We start from the raw sequence: 18,633 nt of genomic DNA, 5'->3' as shown, positions 1-18,633 counted from the left end.
CTTAGCTTCAACCTGTCTGTGCCTCAGTATGACCATTGCGGATAGACCATGCTATTTCTAAAAGTTGAGTCCAGCGCTTTTGTAACTGTTTGGGGGTGCATTTGATGGCTTTGGCGATCGCTTGGTCGTTTTGTCGGGCAGTTTTTAACTGTAATATTTGCTGTTGCTGTTCTGTGAGTTGATTCACAAAGATTTCCCACTGCTGGGAAGATAAACCCAATTTTTGCTCTAAACCCGCACCTAACCATTGATGTACTAATTGCCAGTGGTGCTGTTTGGCAAACTTTTCTACGTGGTATTTAAACCGTTGTTGGAGATAATCGCGCTGACGGCTAGTTAAACCGAGAATTTGGTCAATTTCTGGGGCTGAGAGGTCTTGAAGTTTCAAGCTGAGGTAGTTCATACAATCAGATTGACCTTGAGACTCCAGATATTTCATCAATTCAGTGATGACGCGATCGCGTTCTGACTCTTCAGATGGATCGAAATTAGTTTGGGCAATCATCTGCGATCGCAGCTGTTGCACCGCCGAGTTACGCTGGTAAGATTCTGCTTCTTCACCCTTAGCAGACTCTACCGCCATTTCAATATCTACGGTAGTTTCTTGGGGCTGACGACGAGCAAAACCTTGGGCCCGCAAGATAATTAATTGCTGATTTGCACCACCTGGTAAATTGATCCGGCGTTTGGCATACTGTTCTGTAAAGGCCATGTATTCAGCTAATTGCAGCTGAGTACGCGGCGTGTGATCATGAGGTAGTTCGTTTTCTCTGCGGAAAGCTTTGATAGCTTCGATATAAAATGCTTGTAAAAAATCTTCAATCAGGCTGTAACGAGCCTCAAAACCCAACTCAGAACCAGATATAGTTACATGACGGTAAACCATAGCACCCAAATTGCTATGTAATTCCACCCGTCCTTGTTTGGAACCCAGTTGGTAGTAACGTAAGCACTTTTGCATCCGATGTCTTCCCAACGTAATCTGCCAGGACTTGATTTCCCCAGATGTTTGGATACGGGAGCTTTTATCGCAAATGCGTTCTACTTCTACGGCTATGCGCTTTGCTAAAGCTTCTACGCACTTGGGTGTTGCTTTCACTTGCGCTTGCATTTCCTCACACAGCAACTCAATCAAAGTATCACTGCTGCTATCTGAAAATTCTTCAATCGAAACGTGGTTCTCAAAAATTGGTGTAGAGTTTGGTAGATTAACGACGTTAGCTTTCATGACTTTTCCAGGTAGTAGTATTGCACCGTAATTACAACGCAGACACAGCAATCAAGGCAGTCCTTGGCTTGTGAATCTTTGGATATTCATCTATCAAGACTTGCCGTATATAATGCTCACATCTAAAGCTCATATATAAAACTGTAGGAAATACGAAAGAGTTACGGTTATAGCAATGTGTCGGTTCTTTCACAAGCCACCACATTGACGTGGGGACATAATTACCTGCCCTTTTCTCAAAGTTGCCAAATCCCTTACTGTAACGACTGTTACCAGCATCCTGTTATATCTACTGCTACATCTGTGCCCGTTGTAGGCATCGCCTTTAAATATGACAATTTTAAAACTGGAGTCGTTTTTATCACAATTTCCGAAACGGAGAGGTGTGCCTGTGAAGTAGGGGCTGTGGATTGGGAAGATGAGTATGTGGATTTATACTCCAACCAAATCTTAAAAGAATTTTTTCCCCAGTACCCAATACCCAATCCCCAGTCCCGGAATTCTTATACCCATGCTGCTGCTGCTTCCCAACCTAAACCCCTCCGTATAATCACTGCTTCGTCTCCCGTCATATCCAAGATGGTAGATACTTCATAAGTAGGTTCCTCGCCAGTGTCTACAATTATGTCTACCAACTTATCCAAACGGTCAAATAGCTCTACCCGCGACTGAACGATTTCTGGATCTATCCGAATCATGCCATTATCTGCTTCATCTGGTGGCAGATGTGCTGAAGTTGAAATAATCGGATTGCCCAAGGCTGCCAGCAACTCCAAACACACAGTATGGTTTGGTACTCTAATTCCAGTAGTTTTCCGCTTGGGGCTTTGCACCAATCGCGGTACTAACTTAGTAGCTGGGAGCAAAAACGTGTATGAACCCGGAATCAGGCGTTTCATAATTCGATAGGCTGTGTCACTTACGAAGGCATAAGTTGCCACATTTGAAAGCGAGGGACATAAAAATGTCAATGGTTTATCATTTGCTAGCTTTTTAATTTGCCGCACTCGTTCTACCGCCGACTTGGCATTCAAATCACAACCGATCGCATAAACTGTATCAGTAGGGTAAAGCATAACTGCGCCACTAGAGAGCGCTGACTTTATTTCCTCTATTCGGCGAATTTGAGGATTATCCGGATGAACTGAGAAAATTTTTGCCATAGGACGGGGATTGGGGACTGGGGACTGGGTGAGAGTTACTAACTCTTAACAAATGACGGATGACTAATGACTAATGACTAATGACTAATTTATTATGAATAAAATCGCTTATCTTCAATGTCCGACAGGAATTTCTGGTGATATGTGCCTGGGTGCTTTGGTAAGTCTGGGTGTTCCTGTGGAGTATTTAATTGAAAAACTCAATGGGTTGGGTATTGAAAAGGAATATCAGTTAAGGGCGGAATTTGTCCAACGGAATGGTCAGCAGGCGACTAAAGTCCATGTGGATTTAGTACATGATCATCATCACCACCATCACCATGATCACGAACAAAGTCACCATCACACACGCCACTTGCCAGAAATAGAGCAGATGATTCTCAAAGCGGAGTTGCCACCACGGGCAGAAGCTTGGAGTTTGGCGGTATTCCGACAGCTAGCAGTCGCAGAAGGGGCGGTGCATGGTATTTCGCCTGAAAAAGTTCATTTTCATGAGGTGGGTGCTATAGATGCGATCGTAGATATTGTGGGTACTTGCCTGGGGTTAGATTGGTTGGGGATTGAGAGCAATGAGGAAGGATTACCATTACTTTACTGCTCGGCATTCCCGACTGGTGGCGGCACTGTTCGGGCTGCACATGGTCAGATGGCGGTACCAGTACCAGCAGTATTAAAGCTGTGGGAAATGCGGGGTTGTCCAGTTTATAGCAATGGCATTGACAGAGAACTGGTGACACCAACAGGAGCTGCGATCGCAACTACTTTGGCAAGAGATTTTGGATCACCACCTACGATCGCTATCAAGCAGATAGGACTGGGAGCAGGAACCATAAATTTACCCATTCCAAATATTTTACGCCTATGGTTGGGTGAAAGCGCAAGTTTACAGTCCGATTTCAGCGATTTTGAAGATAATAGCTCAAATTTAGAAATCATCTCGGTACTAGAAACCCAAATTGATGATTTAAATCCGCAAGCGATCGGCTATGTGTTTGAGGCGTTGTTTGCGGCTGGTGCCGTGGATGTTTTTACCCAAGCGATCGGTATGAAAAAGTCACGTCCAGGAATTTTATTGACTGTGATTTGTCATCCAGAAAATTTACTCCGTTGTGAAGCGGTTTTATTTCGCGAAACCACTACTTTGGGCATTCGGAGAACAACTCAGCAACGCGCCATTTTACAACGGGAAATTCAACAAGTTGAAACGGAATATGGCAAAGTGCGCGTTAAGATAGCATGGAAAGGGCAATCACCAGAAAAAGTTATTGCAAATGTGCAGCCAGAATATGAAGATTGTGCAGACTTAGCCCGAAAACATAATATTCCCTGGCGCGAAATTCAGCGGTTGGCGCTACAGCGTTGGTATTTAGTCAATATTTGATACAAATCCCTCGTTCCCTCGTTCCCAGTCTCCGACTGGGAATGCCATCCTAAAGGCTCCGCCTTCCGTCACACATCAATCAACTCTACCTGTAATAAACCTAGTTCCCCAATGTAATTCCGGTAACTAGAATACCGCCAATGCGCGGGATCATCCACATAACCACGCCTGACTGGATTGTTGTGAATATAATCTAACTTTTGTCTAAACATTTCCTCATCTAGAATCACCTGCGGATGAAAACCTTCTTGCCAAAGCTGATATTCTTGTTTTGTCTTGTGTTTTAATTTATAAAGCTCAAGCTGATTAAGTATGTAGTTAGAATTATTTTTCTCAAGTAAGTCAATAATAGAGCGAGCCGTGAATGATTTAAAATTTCCTATTTCTTTAGATAAACTGCTGGCAGAGGCGATTACATGGAGATGATTTTCCATAATTACGTATCCGTACAAAGTTAAACGCTGCTGACGTTGCAGAAAATTTAGGGAATCTAAAATAATTTGTGTAAATTCAACTTTGCCGAATAGTGGTATCCAATTTATAACTGTGCAAGTGAGGAAGTGTGGCTGGATTCCTAATACGTGGTAGCGGCTGCGTCCCATGATTTTATTTAATTGGAGGCGGAGCCTCTAGGATGGCATTCCCAGTCGGAGACTGGGAACGAGGGATTTGACTAAGTTAGGGCTTTCATCAAATATTGTGTCAATGTAAACGCATCTACACCCAATTCAGTACGCTCTTGGGCTGCTAAAATACCCGCTTGCGAATGCCACCAAGCAGCAGTTGCCACAATATCTTCTACGGAAATCTGCTTGGTTGCTGCTTGCGCCAACAATCCACCCAGTAGTCCAGTTAAAACGTCACCACTGCCACCACGCGCTAAGGCGGGTGTGCTTTCAGGAATGATCCAAACGGCACCTTGAGGGTTTGCGATCGCAGTTCTCGCCCCTTTCAACAACACTACTGCCTCACTTTGGGCAGCAGCTTCTTGTACTGCTTTCACTCTGTCATGTTTGGCATCGGTGACATCAGGAAACAATCGTTCAAATTCGCCAGTGTGCGGTGTGAGTACGGTTACTGCTTGGCGTTTTTTTAATGTGGCGATCGCTCCCATTTGTGCCAGGATATTTAAACCATCGGCATCGAGAATTAAAGGGCGTTCGCTTTTTATGACTTCTTGCACAATGGGAGTAGCATCTCGTGTTAAACCGGGGCCACAAGCGATCGCATTAAAGGAACTCAGATTGGTGTTTTCTGGCAATTGCAATTGAGCGATCGCTCCGGTTTCCGTCTCTGGACAACCGACAATTAGCGCTTCTGGTAAGTGTGACACCAAAAGAGATTTTAAAGATTCTGGTACGGCAATGGAAAGCATTCCCACACCACTTGCCCTAGCACCCAAACCAGTTAAAATTGCCCCACCTGCATAGCGCCGCGAACCGCAAATCAGCAGTAAATGTCCTTCCTTATATTTGTGCGTGACTGGTGGACGGGGTAGGGGTAAAGTATCAAGTGCCGTTGCTGGTGTAATACGTTTAATCCTGGGTGCATCTTTCAGAACAGCTTCTACATCAACTAAAGGAATATCAAAATCTATTAACTCAGCTTTCCCCATATATTCCAATGCCTGATCTTGGAAGAAGGCTAGTTTCCATAAACCCAAGCAAAATGTGTGAGTGGCGCGAATGGCAGTTCCCAATACTTCGCCCGTGTCGGTGTGTAAACCCGAAGGTAAATCGATGCTATAAATCGGCACAGACAATTCATTTAGCTGATTAATTGCAGAAGCGATGGGATCAGTCAGGTTTCTTTCCAAACCAAACCCAAATAACCCATCAATCAACAAATCAGAATTTGGTAATTGCTCAATTGTTTGATAAATAGGAATGCCCAAACTCTGGGCATATTGCAAGTGTTGTGAAGTTAATTCTTTGAGCTTAGAAAAAGGAGAATAAATCCAAATCTCATGCCCGCGAAAGTATAATTCACGGGCTACTACTAAAGCATCTCCACCATTATGGCCGGGGCCGACAAGAATTCCGATACAAGATCCCCTTAAAAAGGAGGTGTTTGAAAGAACCTCTGGAATACGACGGGCAATTAATCCCGCCACTTTTTCCATCAAAGCGACTACAGGCATTCCTGCTGCAAAGATCCGCTTTTCAATATCGCGCATCTGCCCAGCAGTCACTACCACTTGCGAAATTTTTTCTTGTCTATCTTCTATCAGTGCTGAGTGCTGAGTCATGAGTTCTGAGTTTAAGTTATGAGGTTTGTATTAATTTCTCACTCTTAACTTTTAACTCCTAACTCCTAACTCAGTACTCAGCGCTTATTCACTTTCCGTAGTAAACCCTGGCATTTCGATATCCTGTATTTCGCAGAAATTTATTCCATTCCTCAGCTTGAAATCGATCAGAGAAAGGCCCTATTGCTACGTGTGGGCCTCGTGGTTGCGTCCTTTCGAGGACTCCGCCAGATCGGCCTAAATCCTGGCTAAATCGGGCTAGATTCTGCCTAATTTGTGCTGCGATCGCAGGTAACTGTTCTGGAGTGGCAGGAATGGCGACATAATATCTAGAGACTGGCCTATTAGCACTGATAGGATTGCGATCGCCTACAAAGCCTCTATTACCTGCATTTATTTCCTGTCCGTTAGCGAAGCTAATAATCCGGGTGCTATATATCCCTCGTGACTGTAGCTCACCCACCCGTTGTTGGGCGTTAGATACTCTGTTAAAAACACCCGCCTGAATTACATTCCGTCCCTGATACTGACGAATATAAGCAGTGGGTTCAATCCGACGTATTTCTTGTAGCGTCTGGAAATCACTACCATCTACATAAACTAAGTAGCGCTCAAAGTTTTCGTTATATTGACTAAACTGTTCAGGTTGAGAGGGCTGAAAGTTCGGGTCAAATTGATTGTTTTGTAATGGTTGGGAGGGCTGGAAATTCTGCTCAAATTGATTGTTTTGTACTGGTTGAGAGGGCTGAAAATCCTGCTCAAATTGATACTCCTGCACTGGTTGTAACTGCGGCGATGGCTGTTCACCAAAGGGAATTACTGGCGGTGACGGTAAAGTTTCACCGAATTCTTGAGCCAGTAAGACGTTGCTGTTGTGGATTTGTGCTTGTGCTGGGTTCAAATCGGGAATCAGCACTAAACATCCTCCCACTAATAAGGAAAGAAGTCTGATCGTGGGCTTCCAACCCTCAGAACTTCGGCGTAGCATCTGAAATGGGATAAATTGACTTGGTATTTCTCTCGACATGGTAGTTAGAAAGTAGTCAAAGTATTCTTAGGCAATTTCCATCAGGAACTAATCAGTTCACCGTTGTAGCAACTATATAGCGTTAACGTAAAATTAGCTCATCTGCGTGGCAAAGAATACATCTTTCAGAGGGAATAGGGAATAGGGAACAGGGAACAGGGGAAACCCACGGCTTAAAAACCGAAGTGCTTTGGTAGCAAGGCTTTTAAGAGTGTGTGCTACAATTGGACAACCACGCAGCTATCGTGTCGTGCTTTGTATGAAAAAAGTCGTCGTTGGTCTTTCTGGTGGCGTTGACAGTTCCACCGCCGCAGCTATCCTGCACCATCAGGGCTATGAAGTGATTGGTTTGACTCTTTGGCTAATGAAAGGCAAAGGTCAATGTTGCTCTGAAGGTATGATCGACGCGGCTGATCTCTGTGAACAATTGGGCGTTCCCCATCAGATTGTAGATATTCGGGATCTCTTTCAGACGCATATTGTCGATTATTTGGTGACTGGTTACAGTGCAGGGATCACACCTTTGCCTTGCTCCCAGTGCAATAAAACAGTGAAGTTTGGGCCAATGGTGCAGTATGCTCGTGAAGAATTGGGATGCGATCGCATCGCCACCGGTCATTATGCCCGAATTAGCTATGACAAAGCAACCGGACGTTACCAGTTATTAAGGGCTATTGACCGTAACAAAGACCAGTCATATTTTCTCTATGATTTGTCTCAAGATTTACTTGCAGCAACGATATTTCCTTTGGGCGAACTAGAAAAAACTGACACGCGCCGGATTGCGACTGAATACGGACTGAAAACTGCTGATAAACCAGAAAGCCAAGACTTATGCTTAGTGGAAAGTAACGGTTCCATGCGGGCATTTTTGGATAAATATTTAGCTCCTAAAACAGGCGATATTGTCGATGTCACAGGCAAAGTTTTGGGACAGCATGATGGTGTCCATCATTACACCATTGGCCAGCGCAAAGGCTTGGGGATTGCTGCTGCCGAACCGCTGTATGTGATTGAATTAGATGCGGAAAATAATAAAGTAGTAGTAGGCGATCGCACCAAGGTAACTCAGCCAGAATGCACTGTAAATCGGGTAAATTGGGTTTCTATTGCCGAACCATCAACCCCAATTCATGCTGAAGTGCAAATTCGCTATCGTTCAACGGCTACACCAGCGATGGTGATTCCGTTGGAAAACTCTCGTGTGCGTTTGGTATTTGATGAACCCCAAATCAGTATCACCCCCGGACAAGCGGCGGTGTGGTACAACGGCGAGAAAGTGTTAGGTGGCGGAATAATTGAACAGTTTAGTTAATAATAACTCTTACTCTGTTTTGGCATTTGGCATAAACTAAAACCACCCTTCCTCTTTTGTAAGGAAGGGTCTTTTGATTTTTCAACTGGATATATGCCCGAAGAACCTATCTATGACGAGTTTTTGATAGAGTTATTAGAAAGCTATACCTCAGTAGAGGCAGCAGAAATTCAACAGTATCTAAGTGAGTGGGATGCTGCTACCTATATCAGTGTTGCCCAGAGTATCTTAGACCATGCTAATAGGAAAGGAATTGACCCATTAAGGTATTTACGCAAAGCTCATAACTTTAATAAAAAAGGAGCGATTAGAGTTCCGAAAACTGGATATCGTGGAGATAGTTCAGCTGTATACCGTAAAGGCAATGAATATCTGATTGTCAAACCTGACCAATATGGTACTGAAAAGATAGTTACTTATGGAGTCAATGATGACTAAAGCAATTTTAAATCAGCAAGAATTAGTTAAGAGAAATATTAGTCAATTATTAGCACAATTGACTCATATTTATCAAAATACACGTGGTGAACGACAAGAAATTTATCTTCAGTTTCCACCAGAAGATGAAGAGTTTTCCTTTTTAGAAGAACTTGAACTTTTAACAGTAAATCTTAGAGGTTATGCAAGTCAAATTCAAAGTACAGGTCAAATTGTTAATCAAGCTCAGGCCATTGAGCAATTACAAGCTATGCGAGTTTTAAATGTACCTCAGATTGCGAGTTTTTATTTTGGCAGTAATGGCAATTATGAACAGATAAAGAGTTATATTATAACTTTAGATTACTTGCGGTTACTACTGTTGGAATATTTGCAGTTTTAGAGGGACTAAAATCATTTATCTAATGCCTCTTCAAACTCTTTCAAAGCTTGTACAATTCCTACTTGCCAAGCTCGTTCAACCGTAACAACAATAATTTGAGTGAGAGGAATATTTGGAAAGTTAGGACTGTGACCAGATTCGATGTAATGTCCATCCCTGAGTAAATAAATCCTCAGTTTTTTACTATCGTAAATCCATAGTTCTGGAACTGCGATCGCTTATCCTGAAAGTGACACCTTAAAATACTCGTAATTATTATTCCAAGTCCTTCTCTCCTAAATCTTCATCCAAGATTGCTTCAATATCTCGTCCGCCATAAATGACTCTAAGAATCTCTACACCGGAATCTGAAGGAAGATAAAAAACAAGATAATTTTTAAATCCTTTTATTGCTTGCTGTCGAACACCAGATAAATTTGGATGAGAGAATTGACAAGGTTTTCCCATTCCTGGCATTTTACCCAGTTGTTTGAAAGTTATTTCTGCTGCTGCAAGAAACCTATCTGAAGCTTCCAAGTTATCTTCTGCAATATAAGTTGCTAATTCTATCAAATCGCGGATGACTTGCGGTCGTTTGCTTACGTCGCTCATTAACCTTGGTTTGACTCTTTATGCTTGGTGATTCTTTCCCGCACAGCTTGGCGTATATCTTCCCAATCATCAGGAGTCATCTCAGTTGCATTCCCAGAATTTAAACCTTCTAAAAGCATCGTTTCTAAACGTTCAGCCGCTTGACGCTTTTGGTCTTGGCGCACTAACTCACGAAAATATTCACTGACGCTGCTGTAACCACCAGTTGCCACTTTCTCTTCTATATAAGTCCGCATTGCATCAGGGAGAGATATATTTATACTTTTCACTGGCACAACTTCCCTAATTTTTCCTTCATAATATTACTTTATGCCAATTTATGCCATTTATTGCCATACAAGGATCAATTAGCAAAAGCGATACCTGCGGCGGGCTACGCTTACGTACTCTCTATCAAAAACTACTTCTCTCTAATGCCCCTTCAAACTCTTTCAAAGCTTGCACGGTTCCTACTTGCCAAGCTCGTTCAACCGTAGCGACAATAATTTGAGTTAGAGGGATATTTGGAAAGTTAGGACTGTTATCAGATTCGATATAATGTCCATCTCTGAGTAAATAAATCCTCAGCTTTTTACTATCGTAAATCCATAGTTCTGGAACTGCGATCGCAACGTATGCATCAAGAGTTGTTTTTGATGTTACATCTGTTTCAATTGCCAAATCAGGAGGCGGATCGTTTGGTTCTAGTTTGCGACGACCAATCATTCTTTGGTAATTTTGGATGTAGAAGCAAGCATCTGGTTCTACCCCCGCTATATTTTCCCGCTTGAAGGTAGTTGAACCGAAGGGTTCATAACTTTTCCCAGCGATCTTCAGCAAGATTTTTACAATATCCGAAATTAAGTCCTTTGATTTTTCGTGTTCGGGTAGAGGAACCATAATTTCTAACGTAGACTTGCTGTAAGCAACTCGTAGCGATCGCTTTTCACCCAGTTCTTGCAAAATAGACTCAAATTCTTCCCAGCTTATATCCTGGATATTTACTGTACTACCAGGCGTTATCCGCATTTGGCTAACAGGTTTAACAACGGGGGATACAGCAGTCATAAGCACTTTCCTTATAAAGGAACTATTCTGAAAATTGAGGCTGGATTAGCTTTAGCCTAACCTAATCAGATCGCTTAGAGGCTAGTTGCAACAATTTTCCTCCATCCTTTAAACTCTTTTTTTCTCAGTACCAGCATTTGATAAGTTAGTACATAATCTGAAACAATAACAGTAAAAGCAAAGAGGGGATTACGTTGAGTCACAATCCAGATGCCATAGCCCCCCACGGTGGACAGTTGGTTAACCGTATCGCCACATCAGAACAAAGAGCAGAGTTCCTATCAAAAGCTGACTTTTTGCCACGAGTAGAACTTGACGATCGCGCCGTTTCTGATCTAGAAATGATTGCGATCGGTGCTTTTAGTCCACTCACGGGTTTTATGAACCAGGAAGACTACGATCGCACTGTTACAGAAATGCGATTAGCTAACGGTCTTGTGTGGTCAATCCCGATTACACTATCGGTAAACGAAGAAGTAGCTTCCCCGTTGCCAGAAGACGGCTTAATCCGTCTGGATAACTCCAGAGGCGAATTTATCGGAGTTTTGCAACTCACCCAAAAATATCACTACGACAAAACCCGCGAAGCAAGAAATGTCTACCGCACTGATGATGTCAATCATCCAGGCGTGCAGGTACTCTATAACCAAGGTACTGTAAATCTGGCGGGTGATATTTGGCTGTTGCAGCGTGAACCTCATCCCCAGTTTCCCACTTACCAAATTGATCCAGCTGCCTCACGGCAAATGTTTAAAGACAAGGGTTGGAAAACCATCGTCGGCTTTCAAACTCGCAACCCCATCCACCGCGCCCATGAATATATTCAAAAGTGCGCTTTAGAAACTGTTGACGGTCTATTTTTGCACCCATTAGTCGGGGCGACAAAAGAAGATGATATTGCCGCTGATGTGCGGATGCGTTGCTATGAAATTTTACTGGAACATTACTACCCTTTAGACCGAGTAGCTTTAGCAATAAATCCAGCCGCAATGCGCTATGCTGGGCCTCGTGAGGCCATATTCCATGCTTTAGTCCGCAAAAACTACGGCTGTACTCACTTTATTGTTGGACGGGATCATGCTGGTGTCGGTGACTATTATGGCACTTACGACGCTCAGTATATATTTGAAGAGTTTGCGCCAACTGAATTAGGCATTGTGCCAATGAAATTTGAACACGCTTTCTACTGCACGCGCACTAAGCAGATGGCAACATCTAAAACTAGTCCCAGCAGGCCAGAAGAACGCATTCATCTATCGGGAACAAAAGTCCGAGAAATGCTGCGGCGCGGTGAGTTACCTCCACCAGAATTTTCCCGTCCTGAAGTAGCAGCAGAGTTGGCGCGGGCAATGCGGATAGAAGTGCCAGTTTAGGGAATTGGGCATTGGGCATTGGTGATATATTCTCCCCTGCTCCCCCGCCCCTCCACTCCCCACACTTTTGTAACTTTACACTACAGAGTTCAGCCCTGTAAGCTGCTAACTGATAGCTGAGGGCTGATAGCTAATTATGAAACGGCGCACGTTTTTACAGAGAATTGGCTCAATACTCGCGGTATTGGGGATAACTGAAGCTGAGTGGTTGTCTTTGGGAAATCGCTATTATCAGGCTTTGGCACAACCAAGTTCGCGTAAGTTGGCATTGTTAATAGGTATTAACCAATACCCCAAAATTCCAGCCCTCAGTGGTTGTCTGACGGATGTGGAACTCCAAAGAGAACTTTTAATTCATCGCTTTGGTTTCCAAGGGTCAGATATTCTCACCTTAACTGAGGAAGAAGCTAGTAGGGAATTTATTGAAGCGGCTTTTTTAGATCACCTGGGCAAGCAAGCTAAACCCGGTGATGTAGTCGTCTTCCACTTTAGCGGTTATGGCAGTCGTGTCAAATTGGAAACATCGCCAGAGGCAATGCAAAATGCTCTGGTGCCAGCTAATGGAAGTACAAACACACAAAATGAGAAAATAGTCAACTATATATTAGAAGAAACTCTACTGCTATTATTGCGATCGCTCCCCACAGACCGTGTAACAGCAGTATTAGATACTAGCTATTATGCTGCTAGCACAGTCTTAGGATTAAAAAGTCGCGCCCTTCAGGAGTCAGTAGCAAAGTTAGCAACAGAAGAACTCGACTTTCTTAAACAACTTAAAACTCAGAAGTTATCCAGCACTCCGATTGTTTTAGCAGCTACCTCAGAACCAAAGCAGTCAGCAAGGGAAGGACTATTTTCTGGTTTTAGTGCCGGGTTATTTACCTACGCTTTGACGCAGTATTTGTGGGAATTCACCCCAGCCACCACAATTCAAGTCGCCCTGTCGCATGTGGAAAATTCTCTATTCAAATTGGGTAGTAAACAGCAACCAGGGAATCTGGAAAACCTCTCTCCAAACCTCTCTCCTAAGAGGAGAGAGGCTTTGAATTCTCCCCCTTCCCTTGTAGGGAAGGGGGCTAGGAGGTTAGGTTTGCCAGACAGTATTATTGGTGCAGAAGGAGCGGTAACAGCTATTGAAGAAGACGGCAAAACAGTCCATCTGTGGTTGGCAGGATTACCTCCCCAAGTTTTGCTATACTACGGAGTGAATTCTCGATTGACTTTAGCAACAACAGAGCAATTGGTATTGCGATCGCGGACTGGGTTAACAGCAAAAGCGCAAATTTCCAAGATTGAAGGCGCAAATTCCCTACAAGTCGGGCAACTTGTCCAAGAAGCAGTCCGGGTTTTACCCCGAAATATTAATTTAACAATAGCTTTGGATACTGGATTGGAAAGAATTGAGCGGGTAGACGCCACAAGCGCCTTTGCCGCATCTTCCCATGTGTCCACCGTAGTAGCAGGAGAAAAATCTGCTGATTATATATTTGGTAAGCTACAGGAAATTCCTAGTCGTTATGGTCTATTTACTCTTGGTGGTGAGCTAATTCCTAATACCACGGGGGAAGTAGGAGAAGCAGTAAAATTAACAGCGCAAAAGTTAGCGCCCAAATTATCAACCTTGCTAGCAGCCAAGTTATGGCGACTCACGGAAAATCAAGGTTCTTCTCGCTTGCCTCTCAAGGTAACTTTAGAAATAATTAGTAAAATATCGCCTCGCGTCGTCATGCAACGCGAAACAGTACGAGCTTTCAAAACTGAAACTCCGATTAAAAAATCACTCCCCACTCCAATTGTCCCTATCGGTAGTCGAATGCAATATCGAGTGGAAAACCAGAGCGATCGCCCAGTATATTTAATCTTGCTGGGATTAAAGAATAATCATACAGCAGTTGCCTTCTACTCTTGGGAAACTCCTCAAGAACCAAACACTGAAGATACCAAGCCTCTCCTCAAAGAAGTTGTCATCGCTCCAGGTGAAACCCTCACCCTACCCCAAACTAATGGTGCGCCAGCTTTCTTTTGCGAACAACAGCTGATTTTTAGTACAGCCCCTTTTGGCGGAACTATCGCCGCTTTGAACACTGCTAAGTATTCCACAGAACAACAACCAATTAACCCATTGTTGAATTCCTTGGATGTTGCACAAGCGTTGCTACAAGACCTACATAACGCCAGCATCCTTAAAACAGAGATGAATGGTACAGCAGCCGACTCATATATCTTGGATGTGAATAATTGGGCAAGTCTTAGCTTTAGTTTTCAAGTGGTGTAAGTGGGCGTGAATAATTAAAGGTTTGTAGTAAGTGACTGTATCCCTATTTGTAAGTTTCACTTCTACAATAAAAATACCTAATCCCAATCGAATTTAGTAATAGTAGTGAGTGAATTCTAATGATTCCAGAACAAGAGTTATTAACAAAGTGGCGTTCTCTTCCCCCAGACAAACAAGAGGAAGTTTTAGATTTTGTCGAATTTCTTCGTTTGAAAAATTCTGCAAATAAAACCCCATTGGGAGAACGTTTGTGGCAAATTCGTACTAGGATTGTTGCTTCCGGTAAGAATTTATTAAATGAAGATGAAATCGAACAAGAACTAGCCAATCGCAGAGGTGGAATACAGGGTAGAGAAGTTCTCTAGAGAAGAATGAAAATAACTTATATTGATTCTGGAGTGTTAATCAGCGCAACAGATGGTATCAGTAGAATTGCCGAGAAAGCTCTTGAAATATTAGGAGATTCCCAACGGGAATTTGCTTCTAGTGAATTTGTCAAATTAGAGGTAAGTCCTAAATCAGTTTTTAACAAGCAAACAGAAGAAGCTCAATTCTATGAAGAATTTTTTAGCGATGTTACCTATTGGGCGAGTGATTTAGCTCATATTGTTCAAGATGCTTACCAAATTGCTTCTCAGTATGGTTTAGCAGCTATGGACGCGCTTCATGTAGCTGCGGCGTTGTCAGTTGGCGCAGAGGAATTAGTCACAACTGAGAAAAGAACAAAGCCCATGCATCGAGTAACTAGTGTTAATGTAGTTTCTATTTTTGATTCATAACTAGAAACCGCTATAGTAACTTTTTATTAAGATAAAAAGACAATGGGTTGCAAACATAGGGGATATGCAAAATACAGATATAGTCGTCATTGGTAGCGGTATTGGCGGTTTAAGTTGTGCTGCTCTTTTGGCACGGTATGGCTTTGATGTAATAGTCTGCGAAAGCCACTCCATCCCTGGTGGTGCGGCCCACAGCTTTGAGCGCAACGGTTTCAAATTTGACTCAGGGCCGTCTCTTTATTCTGGACTGTCTTACAGTCCATCTACCAATCCCCTAAAACAAGTATTGGATGCAATTGGTTCTGAACTACCATGCGTAACCTACGATACTTGGGGTTGTTGTTTACCAGAAGGTGATTTTGACACATCGGTTGGTGCAGAGCAATTTTCTGAAGTGCTGATGAAATTGCGTGGTAATCATGCTGTTACCGAATGGCAAGAACTCCAGCGCGTTATGGAACCATTCGCTAGTGCAGCAATTTCTATACCACCAGCCGCATTACGTTTTGATTTGGGTGCAGCTAGAACTGTAGCCCCGTTTGCCCCATCTCTGGCAAAACATCTGACAGATGTCATCAAGTTGACGGGCCCTTTCAGCCGGATTATGGATGGCGTTGTTAAAGACCCATTTACCCGAAATTGGCTGAATTTGCTGTGTTTTCTGCTTTCTGGACTACCCGCAGATGGCACTAGTGCCGCAGAGGTAGCATTTATGTTTGCTGATTGGTATCGACCAGATGCAGTACTTGAATATCCCATTGGTGGTAGTGGTGCTTTAGTTGACAGCCTTGTACAAGGATTGGAGCGTCACGGCGGGAAGCTGATGCTGGGCGCTCATGTGGAGGAAGTGCTTGTAGAAGGGAATCGTGCAGTGGGTGTGCGTCTGCGCGATCGCCAAGAAATTCGGGCGCGTCGAGCAGTAATTTCTAATGCATCGGTTTGGGACACACTGAAGCTACTACCAGAAAAGGCAATACCCAAAAACTACCGCGCTAAACGACAGGCGACACCTGAGTGTGATAGCTTCATGCATCTGCATTTAGGTATTGATGCTCAAGGATTACAGTCAGATTTGCGGTGTCATTACATCGTGGTTAATGACTGGGAATTGGGCATAACAGCACCTCAGAATGTTGTGGTGATCTCAATTCCTTCAATTCTCGACCCATCCCTTGCACCACCGGGTAAACACGTGATTCATGTGTATACTCCTGGTAATGAGCCATACTCTATCTGGCAGGGAATGGATAGAAAGAACCAGGAATACGCCGAGCAAAAGCGATCGCGTGCAGAAGTAATGTGGCAAGCACTAGAGCGGATCATTCCAGATATTCGCTCTCGTTGCGAAGTCACACTTGTTGGTACACCTCTCACCCACGAGCGTTATCTCCGTCGTCACCAAGGTTCTTATGGGCCAGCAATTCAGGCTGGATCTAGTATGTTTCCTGGGCCTGGCACACCTCTACCGGGATTGATGTGCTGTGGAGACTCGACATTTCCCGGCATTGGTTTACCAGCAGTCGCCGCCAGTGGGATGATTGCTGCAAATACCCTTGCACCTGTTAATAAGCATTTAGCCATGCTTCAAGATATCAAGTGCATTTAATTTTATAAAATCTCGTTGCCAAGAGAGCCGCACCCACTGCCAAAACTGCCAGTACACTGTCAGGTTCAGGTACGGCAGCAACTTGAGCATCAATTCGTGCAGTTCCAGCAAACAAACCTGTTAAGTCAGGGTCGCCTAGTATATTTGCAAACTCTGGAGAAATCAACAATCTAACATCAGGAATGGTTAAAGTTTGGCCATCAAATGCTACAGGTTCCGGAAGACTTAAATCAAACAAAATTGTATTTAAAGAAAATGTGTCTCTTAAAACAAATCCGCTGGCATCTGGGAGGGTACGTCCTGGAGCAAAACCTATTGAAAACTCACCAACAGTAATTTGATCGTTGAAGGTAACAGTACCAGTATGCTCGATTGTACCTGAGAGCGGAGTAAAACCGCCCTCGTCACTGAATGTAAAGTTGGTGGCTGAGTCGATATTGAAGCCAAGCAAATAATTGCTGGGAATTGGTGTGACTGTCTGATTAGTGCCTGTCAAAATTAGCCCGATATTTCTAAGAATATCCTGGTGGTCACGATCAATGCTGGTGACTCCAGATATCACTTTAAAAGTTGCAGCTTCTACCTGTATGGGTGCAATTGATATAAAAGCTGCTGTTGTACAACCAAGAATCCCTGCAAACTGAGAAAAACGCATAGATACTCCTGATGATATTTGTAGTTTATTTTATCTAATAAAATACTTTTTATTTATCTAATAACTTAGGAATTAACGCTAATGATACACCCTAATAAGATAAAAAAATTATTTTTTAAAGTTAACAACAAGTAATCGTCAAGTTAATATCAAAATTTAAGTCATACAGTTATACAGGCAAGGTTATTTAGGTGGGTAAAAATAAATATAACTGCTTATGATAGAGCATAAAATATGAGGCGTAAAGCATAGGGAACAAAGATGATAAAAATATAGTTATGTTTAATTATGTCCACTTCCAATTATTTAGCCTTAAACCTAAAACTATGATGTGGTCAAACATAAGTTTTCTCTCTAATTATTGATAAGTTTAGGTTAAGAAGTGAAGCACTGTTTTACACGGTTTCGGTTTAATAATGATACAAATACGCTGCTACGGACACAGCAATGCTTATGCGTATCAACTTAAGTCAAAACACGAGTAAGTTTACAAAGCATGTTGAAATATGCGCCTATTACGCTTGCGCTGCGGTCTGCACACCATACGGGTTAGAAAAAACTTGATTTTGCATTAGTCCACGGAGGTGGACTTTGCTTGTTTAAGAGCGAATTACATTCGCCAAATACTTTTAAAAATTCTTAATTCACAAACTTGTTCTAATCCACCAGCCTATTTTCTCTAAATTAGGATCTATTTCCTGCCAAAAACTTGCTGAAGAGTCTGCTTCTCTTGTGGCTGCGAGTATTTTATCTATACTGTCGAAGTTTTTTTGAATCAACTGCTTATCTAGTTTAGGAATATCTAATTTCAGATATTTCAGCCGATTGGGTAACTCTACTTGCTCTCTTGTTGACAAGTGGGTAATCTGATCAATTTTTTCTAAAATTTTGTCTACTGATGCAATAACTTCTTGCAGGCTCGGCTTTTTAGTTTGTAAGTGCAAATCTTTTTCTTCAAATGTTTCTTCTTGATTACCTAACTTTACTATCACTATTTTGACGAAGAAAATATTGTAATCAATTTCACTTACTTCACCAACTTGTTGATGATATTTTCCAGTTTTATTTATAAGTACTATGTCACCTTTCTCAATTCTGTCTTTCATGATTTCTACAGCCTCTAAA

Annotated in this window: 19 protein-coding genes; 9 read left to right on the top strand and 10 right to left on the bottom strand. The window is 42.7% G+C overall.

Annotated elements, in window-relative coordinates; translation table 11 throughout:
• Positions 1-7 precede the first annotated feature (7 nt).
• Together HUN01_RS30360 and HUN01_RS30355 are read right to left on the bottom strand one after the other, a co-directional pair.
• Entirely contained in the window at positions 8-1,228 is a 1,221-nt protein-coding gene (locus tag HUN01_RS30360; protein ID WP_181929288.1) for a HetZ-related protein, read from the bottom strand.
• Between the two features lie 503 nt (positions 1,229-1,731).
• Positions 1,732-2,391, bottom strand: coding sequence for an L-threonylcarbamoyladenylate synthase (locus tag HUN01_RS30355; RefSeq protein ID WP_181929287.1), 660 nt, complete (start codon positions 2,389-2,391; stop codon positions 1,732-1,734).
• A gap of 94 nt (positions 2,392-2,485) precedes the next feature.
• Here HUN01_RS30355 and larC point away from each other — a divergent pair, with 94 nt between their 5' ends.
• Positions 2,486-3,772: a nickel pincer cofactor biosynthesis protein LarC gene (gene larC / locus HUN01_RS30350; RefSeq protein WP_181929286.1), complete on the top strand. Its 1,287-nt coding sequence runs from the start codon at positions 2,486-2,488 to the stop codon at positions 3,770-3,772.
• 68 nt (positions 3,773-3,840) lie between these two features.
• Here the strand turns inward: larC and HUN01_RS30345 are convergent, their stop codons facing one another.
• From HUN01_RS30345 to HUN01_RS30335, 3 genes are all read right to left on the bottom strand, one after another.
• Positions 3,841-4,374: an REP-associated tyrosine transposase gene (locus HUN01_RS30345; RefSeq protein ID WP_181929285.1), complete on the bottom strand. Its 534-nt coding sequence runs from the start codon at positions 4,372-4,374 to the stop codon at positions 3,841-3,843.
• A 71-nt stretch (positions 4,375-4,445) separates the two neighbouring features.
• The gene (locus tag HUN01_RS30340; protein ID WP_238845741.1) at positions 4,446-6,020 is read right to left on the bottom strand and encodes an NAD(P)H-hydrate dehydratase; all 1,575 of its coding nucleotides are present in this window, start codon (positions 6,018-6,020) and stop codon (positions 4,446-4,448) included.
• A gap of 88 nt (positions 6,021-6,108) precedes the next feature.
• The gene (locus HUN01_RS30335; RefSeq protein ID WP_181929284.1) at positions 6,109-7,008 is read right to left on the bottom strand and encodes a hypothetical protein; all 900 of its coding nucleotides are present in this window, start codon (positions 7,006-7,008) and stop codon (positions 6,109-6,111) included.
• A 298-nt stretch (positions 7,009-7,306) separates the two neighbouring features.
• Here HUN01_RS30335 and mnmA point away from each other — a divergent pair, with 298 nt between their 5' ends.
• The 3 genes from mnmA to HUN01_RS30320 all read left to right on the top strand — a co-directional run bounded on the left by mnmA (position 7,307) and on the right by HUN01_RS30320 (position 9,182).
• Positions 7,307-8,362 (top strand): tRNA 2-thiouridine(34) synthase MnmA, encoded by a 1,056-nt coding sequence (mnmA, locus tag HUN01_RS30330; protein ID WP_181932877.1) that lies wholly within the window; start codon positions 7,307-7,309, stop codon positions 8,360-8,362.
• A gap of 93 nt (positions 8,363-8,455) precedes the next feature.
• Complete coding sequence (locus tag HUN01_RS30325) at positions 8,456-8,800, top strand: hypothetical protein (protein WP_181929283.1); 345 nt, start codon at positions 8,456-8,458, stop codon at positions 8,798-8,800.
• A complete protein-coding gene (locus HUN01_RS30320) occupies positions 8,790-9,182 on the top strand; it encodes a hypothetical protein (protein ID WP_338044512.1) in 393 nt (130 codons plus the stop codon). The genes HUN01_RS30325 and HUN01_RS30320 overlap by 11 nt, the downstream gene beginning before the upstream one ends.
• A gap of 255 nt (positions 9,183-9,437) precedes the next feature.
• On the opposite strand, the gene HUN01_RS30315 is transcribed toward HUN01_RS30320, so the two are convergent.
• The 3 genes from HUN01_RS30315 to HUN01_RS30305 form a co-directional block, all read right to left on the bottom strand.
• The gene (locus HUN01_RS30315; RefSeq protein WP_181929282.1) at positions 9,438-9,773 is read right to left on the bottom strand and encodes a type II toxin-antitoxin system RelE/ParE family toxin; all 336 of its coding nucleotides are present in this window, start codon (positions 9,771-9,773) and stop codon (positions 9,438-9,440) included.
• The gene (locus HUN01_RS30310; RefSeq protein ID WP_181929281.1) at positions 9,773-10,042 is read right to left on the bottom strand and encodes a type II toxin-antitoxin system ParD family antitoxin; all 270 of its coding nucleotides are present in this window, start codon (positions 10,040-10,042) and stop codon (positions 9,773-9,775) included. Before HUN01_RS30310 ends, HUN01_RS30315 begins: the two co-directional genes overlap by 1 nt.
• Before the next feature lie 124 nt (positions 10,043-10,166).
• Entirely contained in the window at positions 10,167-10,820 is a 654-nt protein-coding gene (locus HUN01_RS30305) for a Uma2 family endonuclease (protein WP_181929280.1), read from the bottom strand.
• A gap of 194 nt (positions 10,821-11,014) precedes the next feature.
• On the opposite strand from HUN01_RS30305, the gene sat reads away from it, so the two are divergent.
• From sat to HUN01_RS30280, 5 genes are all read left to right on the top strand, one after another.
• A complete protein-coding gene (gene sat, locus HUN01_RS30300) occupies positions 11,015-12,193 on the top strand; it encodes a sulfate adenylyltransferase (RefSeq protein WP_181929279.1) in 1,179 nt (392 codons plus the stop codon).
• 136 nt (positions 12,194-12,329) lie between these two features.
• Positions 12,330-14,468 carry a caspase family protein gene (locus HUN01_RS30295; RefSeq protein ID WP_181929278.1) on the top strand — a complete coding sequence of 713 codons (2,139 nt, stop codon included), beginning with the start codon at positions 12,330-12,332 and terminating at the stop codon, positions 14,466-14,468.
• Positions 14,469-14,587: 119 nt separating this feature from the next.
• A complete protein-coding gene (locus HUN01_RS30290; RefSeq protein WP_181929277.1) occupies positions 14,588-14,833 on the top strand; it encodes a DUF2281 domain-containing protein in 246 nt (81 codons plus the stop codon).
• Between the two features lie 6 nt (positions 14,834-14,839).
• The gene (locus HUN01_RS30285) at positions 14,840-15,247 is read left to right on the top strand and encodes a type II toxin-antitoxin system VapC family toxin (protein ID WP_181929276.1); all 408 of its coding nucleotides are present in this window, start codon (positions 14,840-14,842) and stop codon (positions 15,245-15,247) included.
• 64 nt (positions 15,248-15,311) lie between these two features.
• Positions 15,312-16,853 carry a phytoene desaturase family protein gene (locus HUN01_RS30280; protein ID WP_181929275.1) on the top strand — a complete coding sequence of 514 codons (1,542 nt, stop codon included), beginning with the start codon at positions 15,312-15,314 and terminating at the stop codon, positions 16,851-16,853.
• On the opposite strand, the gene HUN01_RS30275 is transcribed toward HUN01_RS30280, so the two are convergent.
• Both HUN01_RS30275 and HUN01_RS30270 read right to left on the bottom strand, forming a co-directional pair.
• Positions 16,840-17,508, bottom strand: a complete 669-nt coding sequence (locus HUN01_RS30275; RefSeq protein WP_181929274.1) for a hypothetical protein — start codon at positions 17,506-17,508, stop codon at positions 16,840-16,842. The two genes, HUN01_RS30280 and HUN01_RS30275, sit on opposite strands and share 14 nt — an antisense overlap.
• A 644-nt stretch (positions 17,509-18,152) precedes the next feature.
• Positions 18,153-18,614 carry a hypothetical protein gene (locus HUN01_RS30270; protein WP_181929273.1) on the bottom strand — a complete coding sequence of 154 codons (462 nt, stop codon included), beginning with the start codon at positions 18,612-18,614 and terminating at the stop codon, positions 18,153-18,155.
• Positions 18,615-18,633 lie beyond the last annotated feature (19 nt).

The organism is Nostoc edaphicum CCNP1411 (assembly GCF_014023275.1).
In the GTDB taxonomy this organism is placed as follows: Bacteria; Cyanobacteriota; Cyanobacteriia; order Cyanobacteriales; family Nostocaceae; genus Nostoc; species Nostoc edaphicum_A.
The sequence above is the reverse complement of the archived record's forward strand: the minus strand, read 5'-3'. Positions and strand labels throughout refer to the sequence as shown.

Excerpts from the sequence above, each read along its gene's own strand:
- HUN01_RS30360 (WP_181929288.1), bottom strand. The coding sequence starts at position 1,228 with ATGAAAGCTAACGTCGTTAATCTACCAAACTCTACACCAATTTTTGAG.
- HUN01_RS30355 (WP_181929287.1), bottom strand. The coding sequence starts at position 2,391 with ATGGCAAAAATTTTCTCAGTTCATCCGGATAATCCTCAAATTCGCCGA.
- larC (WP_181929286.1), top strand. The coding sequence starts at position 2,486 with ATGAATAAAATCGCTTATCTTCAATGTCCGACAGGAATTTCTGGTGAT.
- HUN01_RS30345 (WP_181929285.1), bottom strand. The coding sequence starts at position 4,374 with ATGGGACGCAGCCGCTACCACGTATTAGGAATCCAGCCACACTTCCTC.
- HUN01_RS30340 (WP_238845741.1), bottom strand. The coding sequence starts at position 6,020 with ATGACTCAGCACTCAGCACTGATAGAAGATAGACAAGAAAAAATTTCG.
- HUN01_RS30335 (WP_181929284.1), bottom strand. The coding sequence starts at position 7,008 with ATGCTACGCCGAAGTTCTGAGGGTTGGAAGCCCACGATCAGACTTCTT.
- mnmA (WP_181932877.1), top strand. The coding sequence starts at position 7,307 with ATGAAAAAAGTCGTCGTTGGTCTTTCTGGTGGCGTTGACAGTTCCACC.
- HUN01_RS30325 (WP_181929283.1), top strand. The coding sequence starts at position 8,456 with ATGCCCGAAGAACCTATCTATGACGAGTTTTTGATAGAGTTATTAGAA.
- HUN01_RS30320 (WP_338044512.1), top strand. The coding sequence starts at position 8,790 with ATGATGACTAAAGCAATTTTAAATCAGCAAGAATTAGTTAAGAGAAAT.
- HUN01_RS30315 (WP_181929282.1), bottom strand. The coding sequence starts at position 9,773 with ATGAGCGACGTAAGCAAACGACCGCAAGTCATCCGCGATTTGATAGAA.
- HUN01_RS30305 (WP_181929280.1), bottom strand. The coding sequence starts at position 10,820 with ATGACTGCTGTATCCCCCGTTGTTAAACCTGTTAGCCAAATGCGGATA.
- HUN01_RS30295 (WP_181929278.1), top strand. The coding sequence starts at position 12,330 with ATGAAACGGCGCACGTTTTTACAGAGAATTGGCTCAATACTCGCGGTA.
- HUN01_RS30290 (WP_181929277.1), top strand. The coding sequence starts at position 14,588 with ATGATTCCAGAACAAGAGTTATTAACAAAGTGGCGTTCTCTTCCCCCA.
- HUN01_RS30285 (WP_181929276.1), top strand. The coding sequence starts at position 14,840 with ATGAAAATAACTTATATTGATTCTGGAGTGTTAATCAGCGCAACAGAT.
- HUN01_RS30280 (WP_181929275.1), top strand. The coding sequence starts at position 15,312 with ATGCAAAATACAGATATAGTCGTCATTGGTAGCGGTATTGGCGGTTTA.
- HUN01_RS30275 (WP_181929274.1), bottom strand. The coding sequence starts at position 17,508 with ATGCGTTTTTCTCAGTTTGCAGGGATTCTTGGTTGTACAACAGCAGCT.
- HUN01_RS30270 (WP_181929273.1), bottom strand. The coding sequence starts at position 18,614 with ATGAAAGACAGAATTGAGAAAGGTGACATAGTACTTATAAATAAAACT.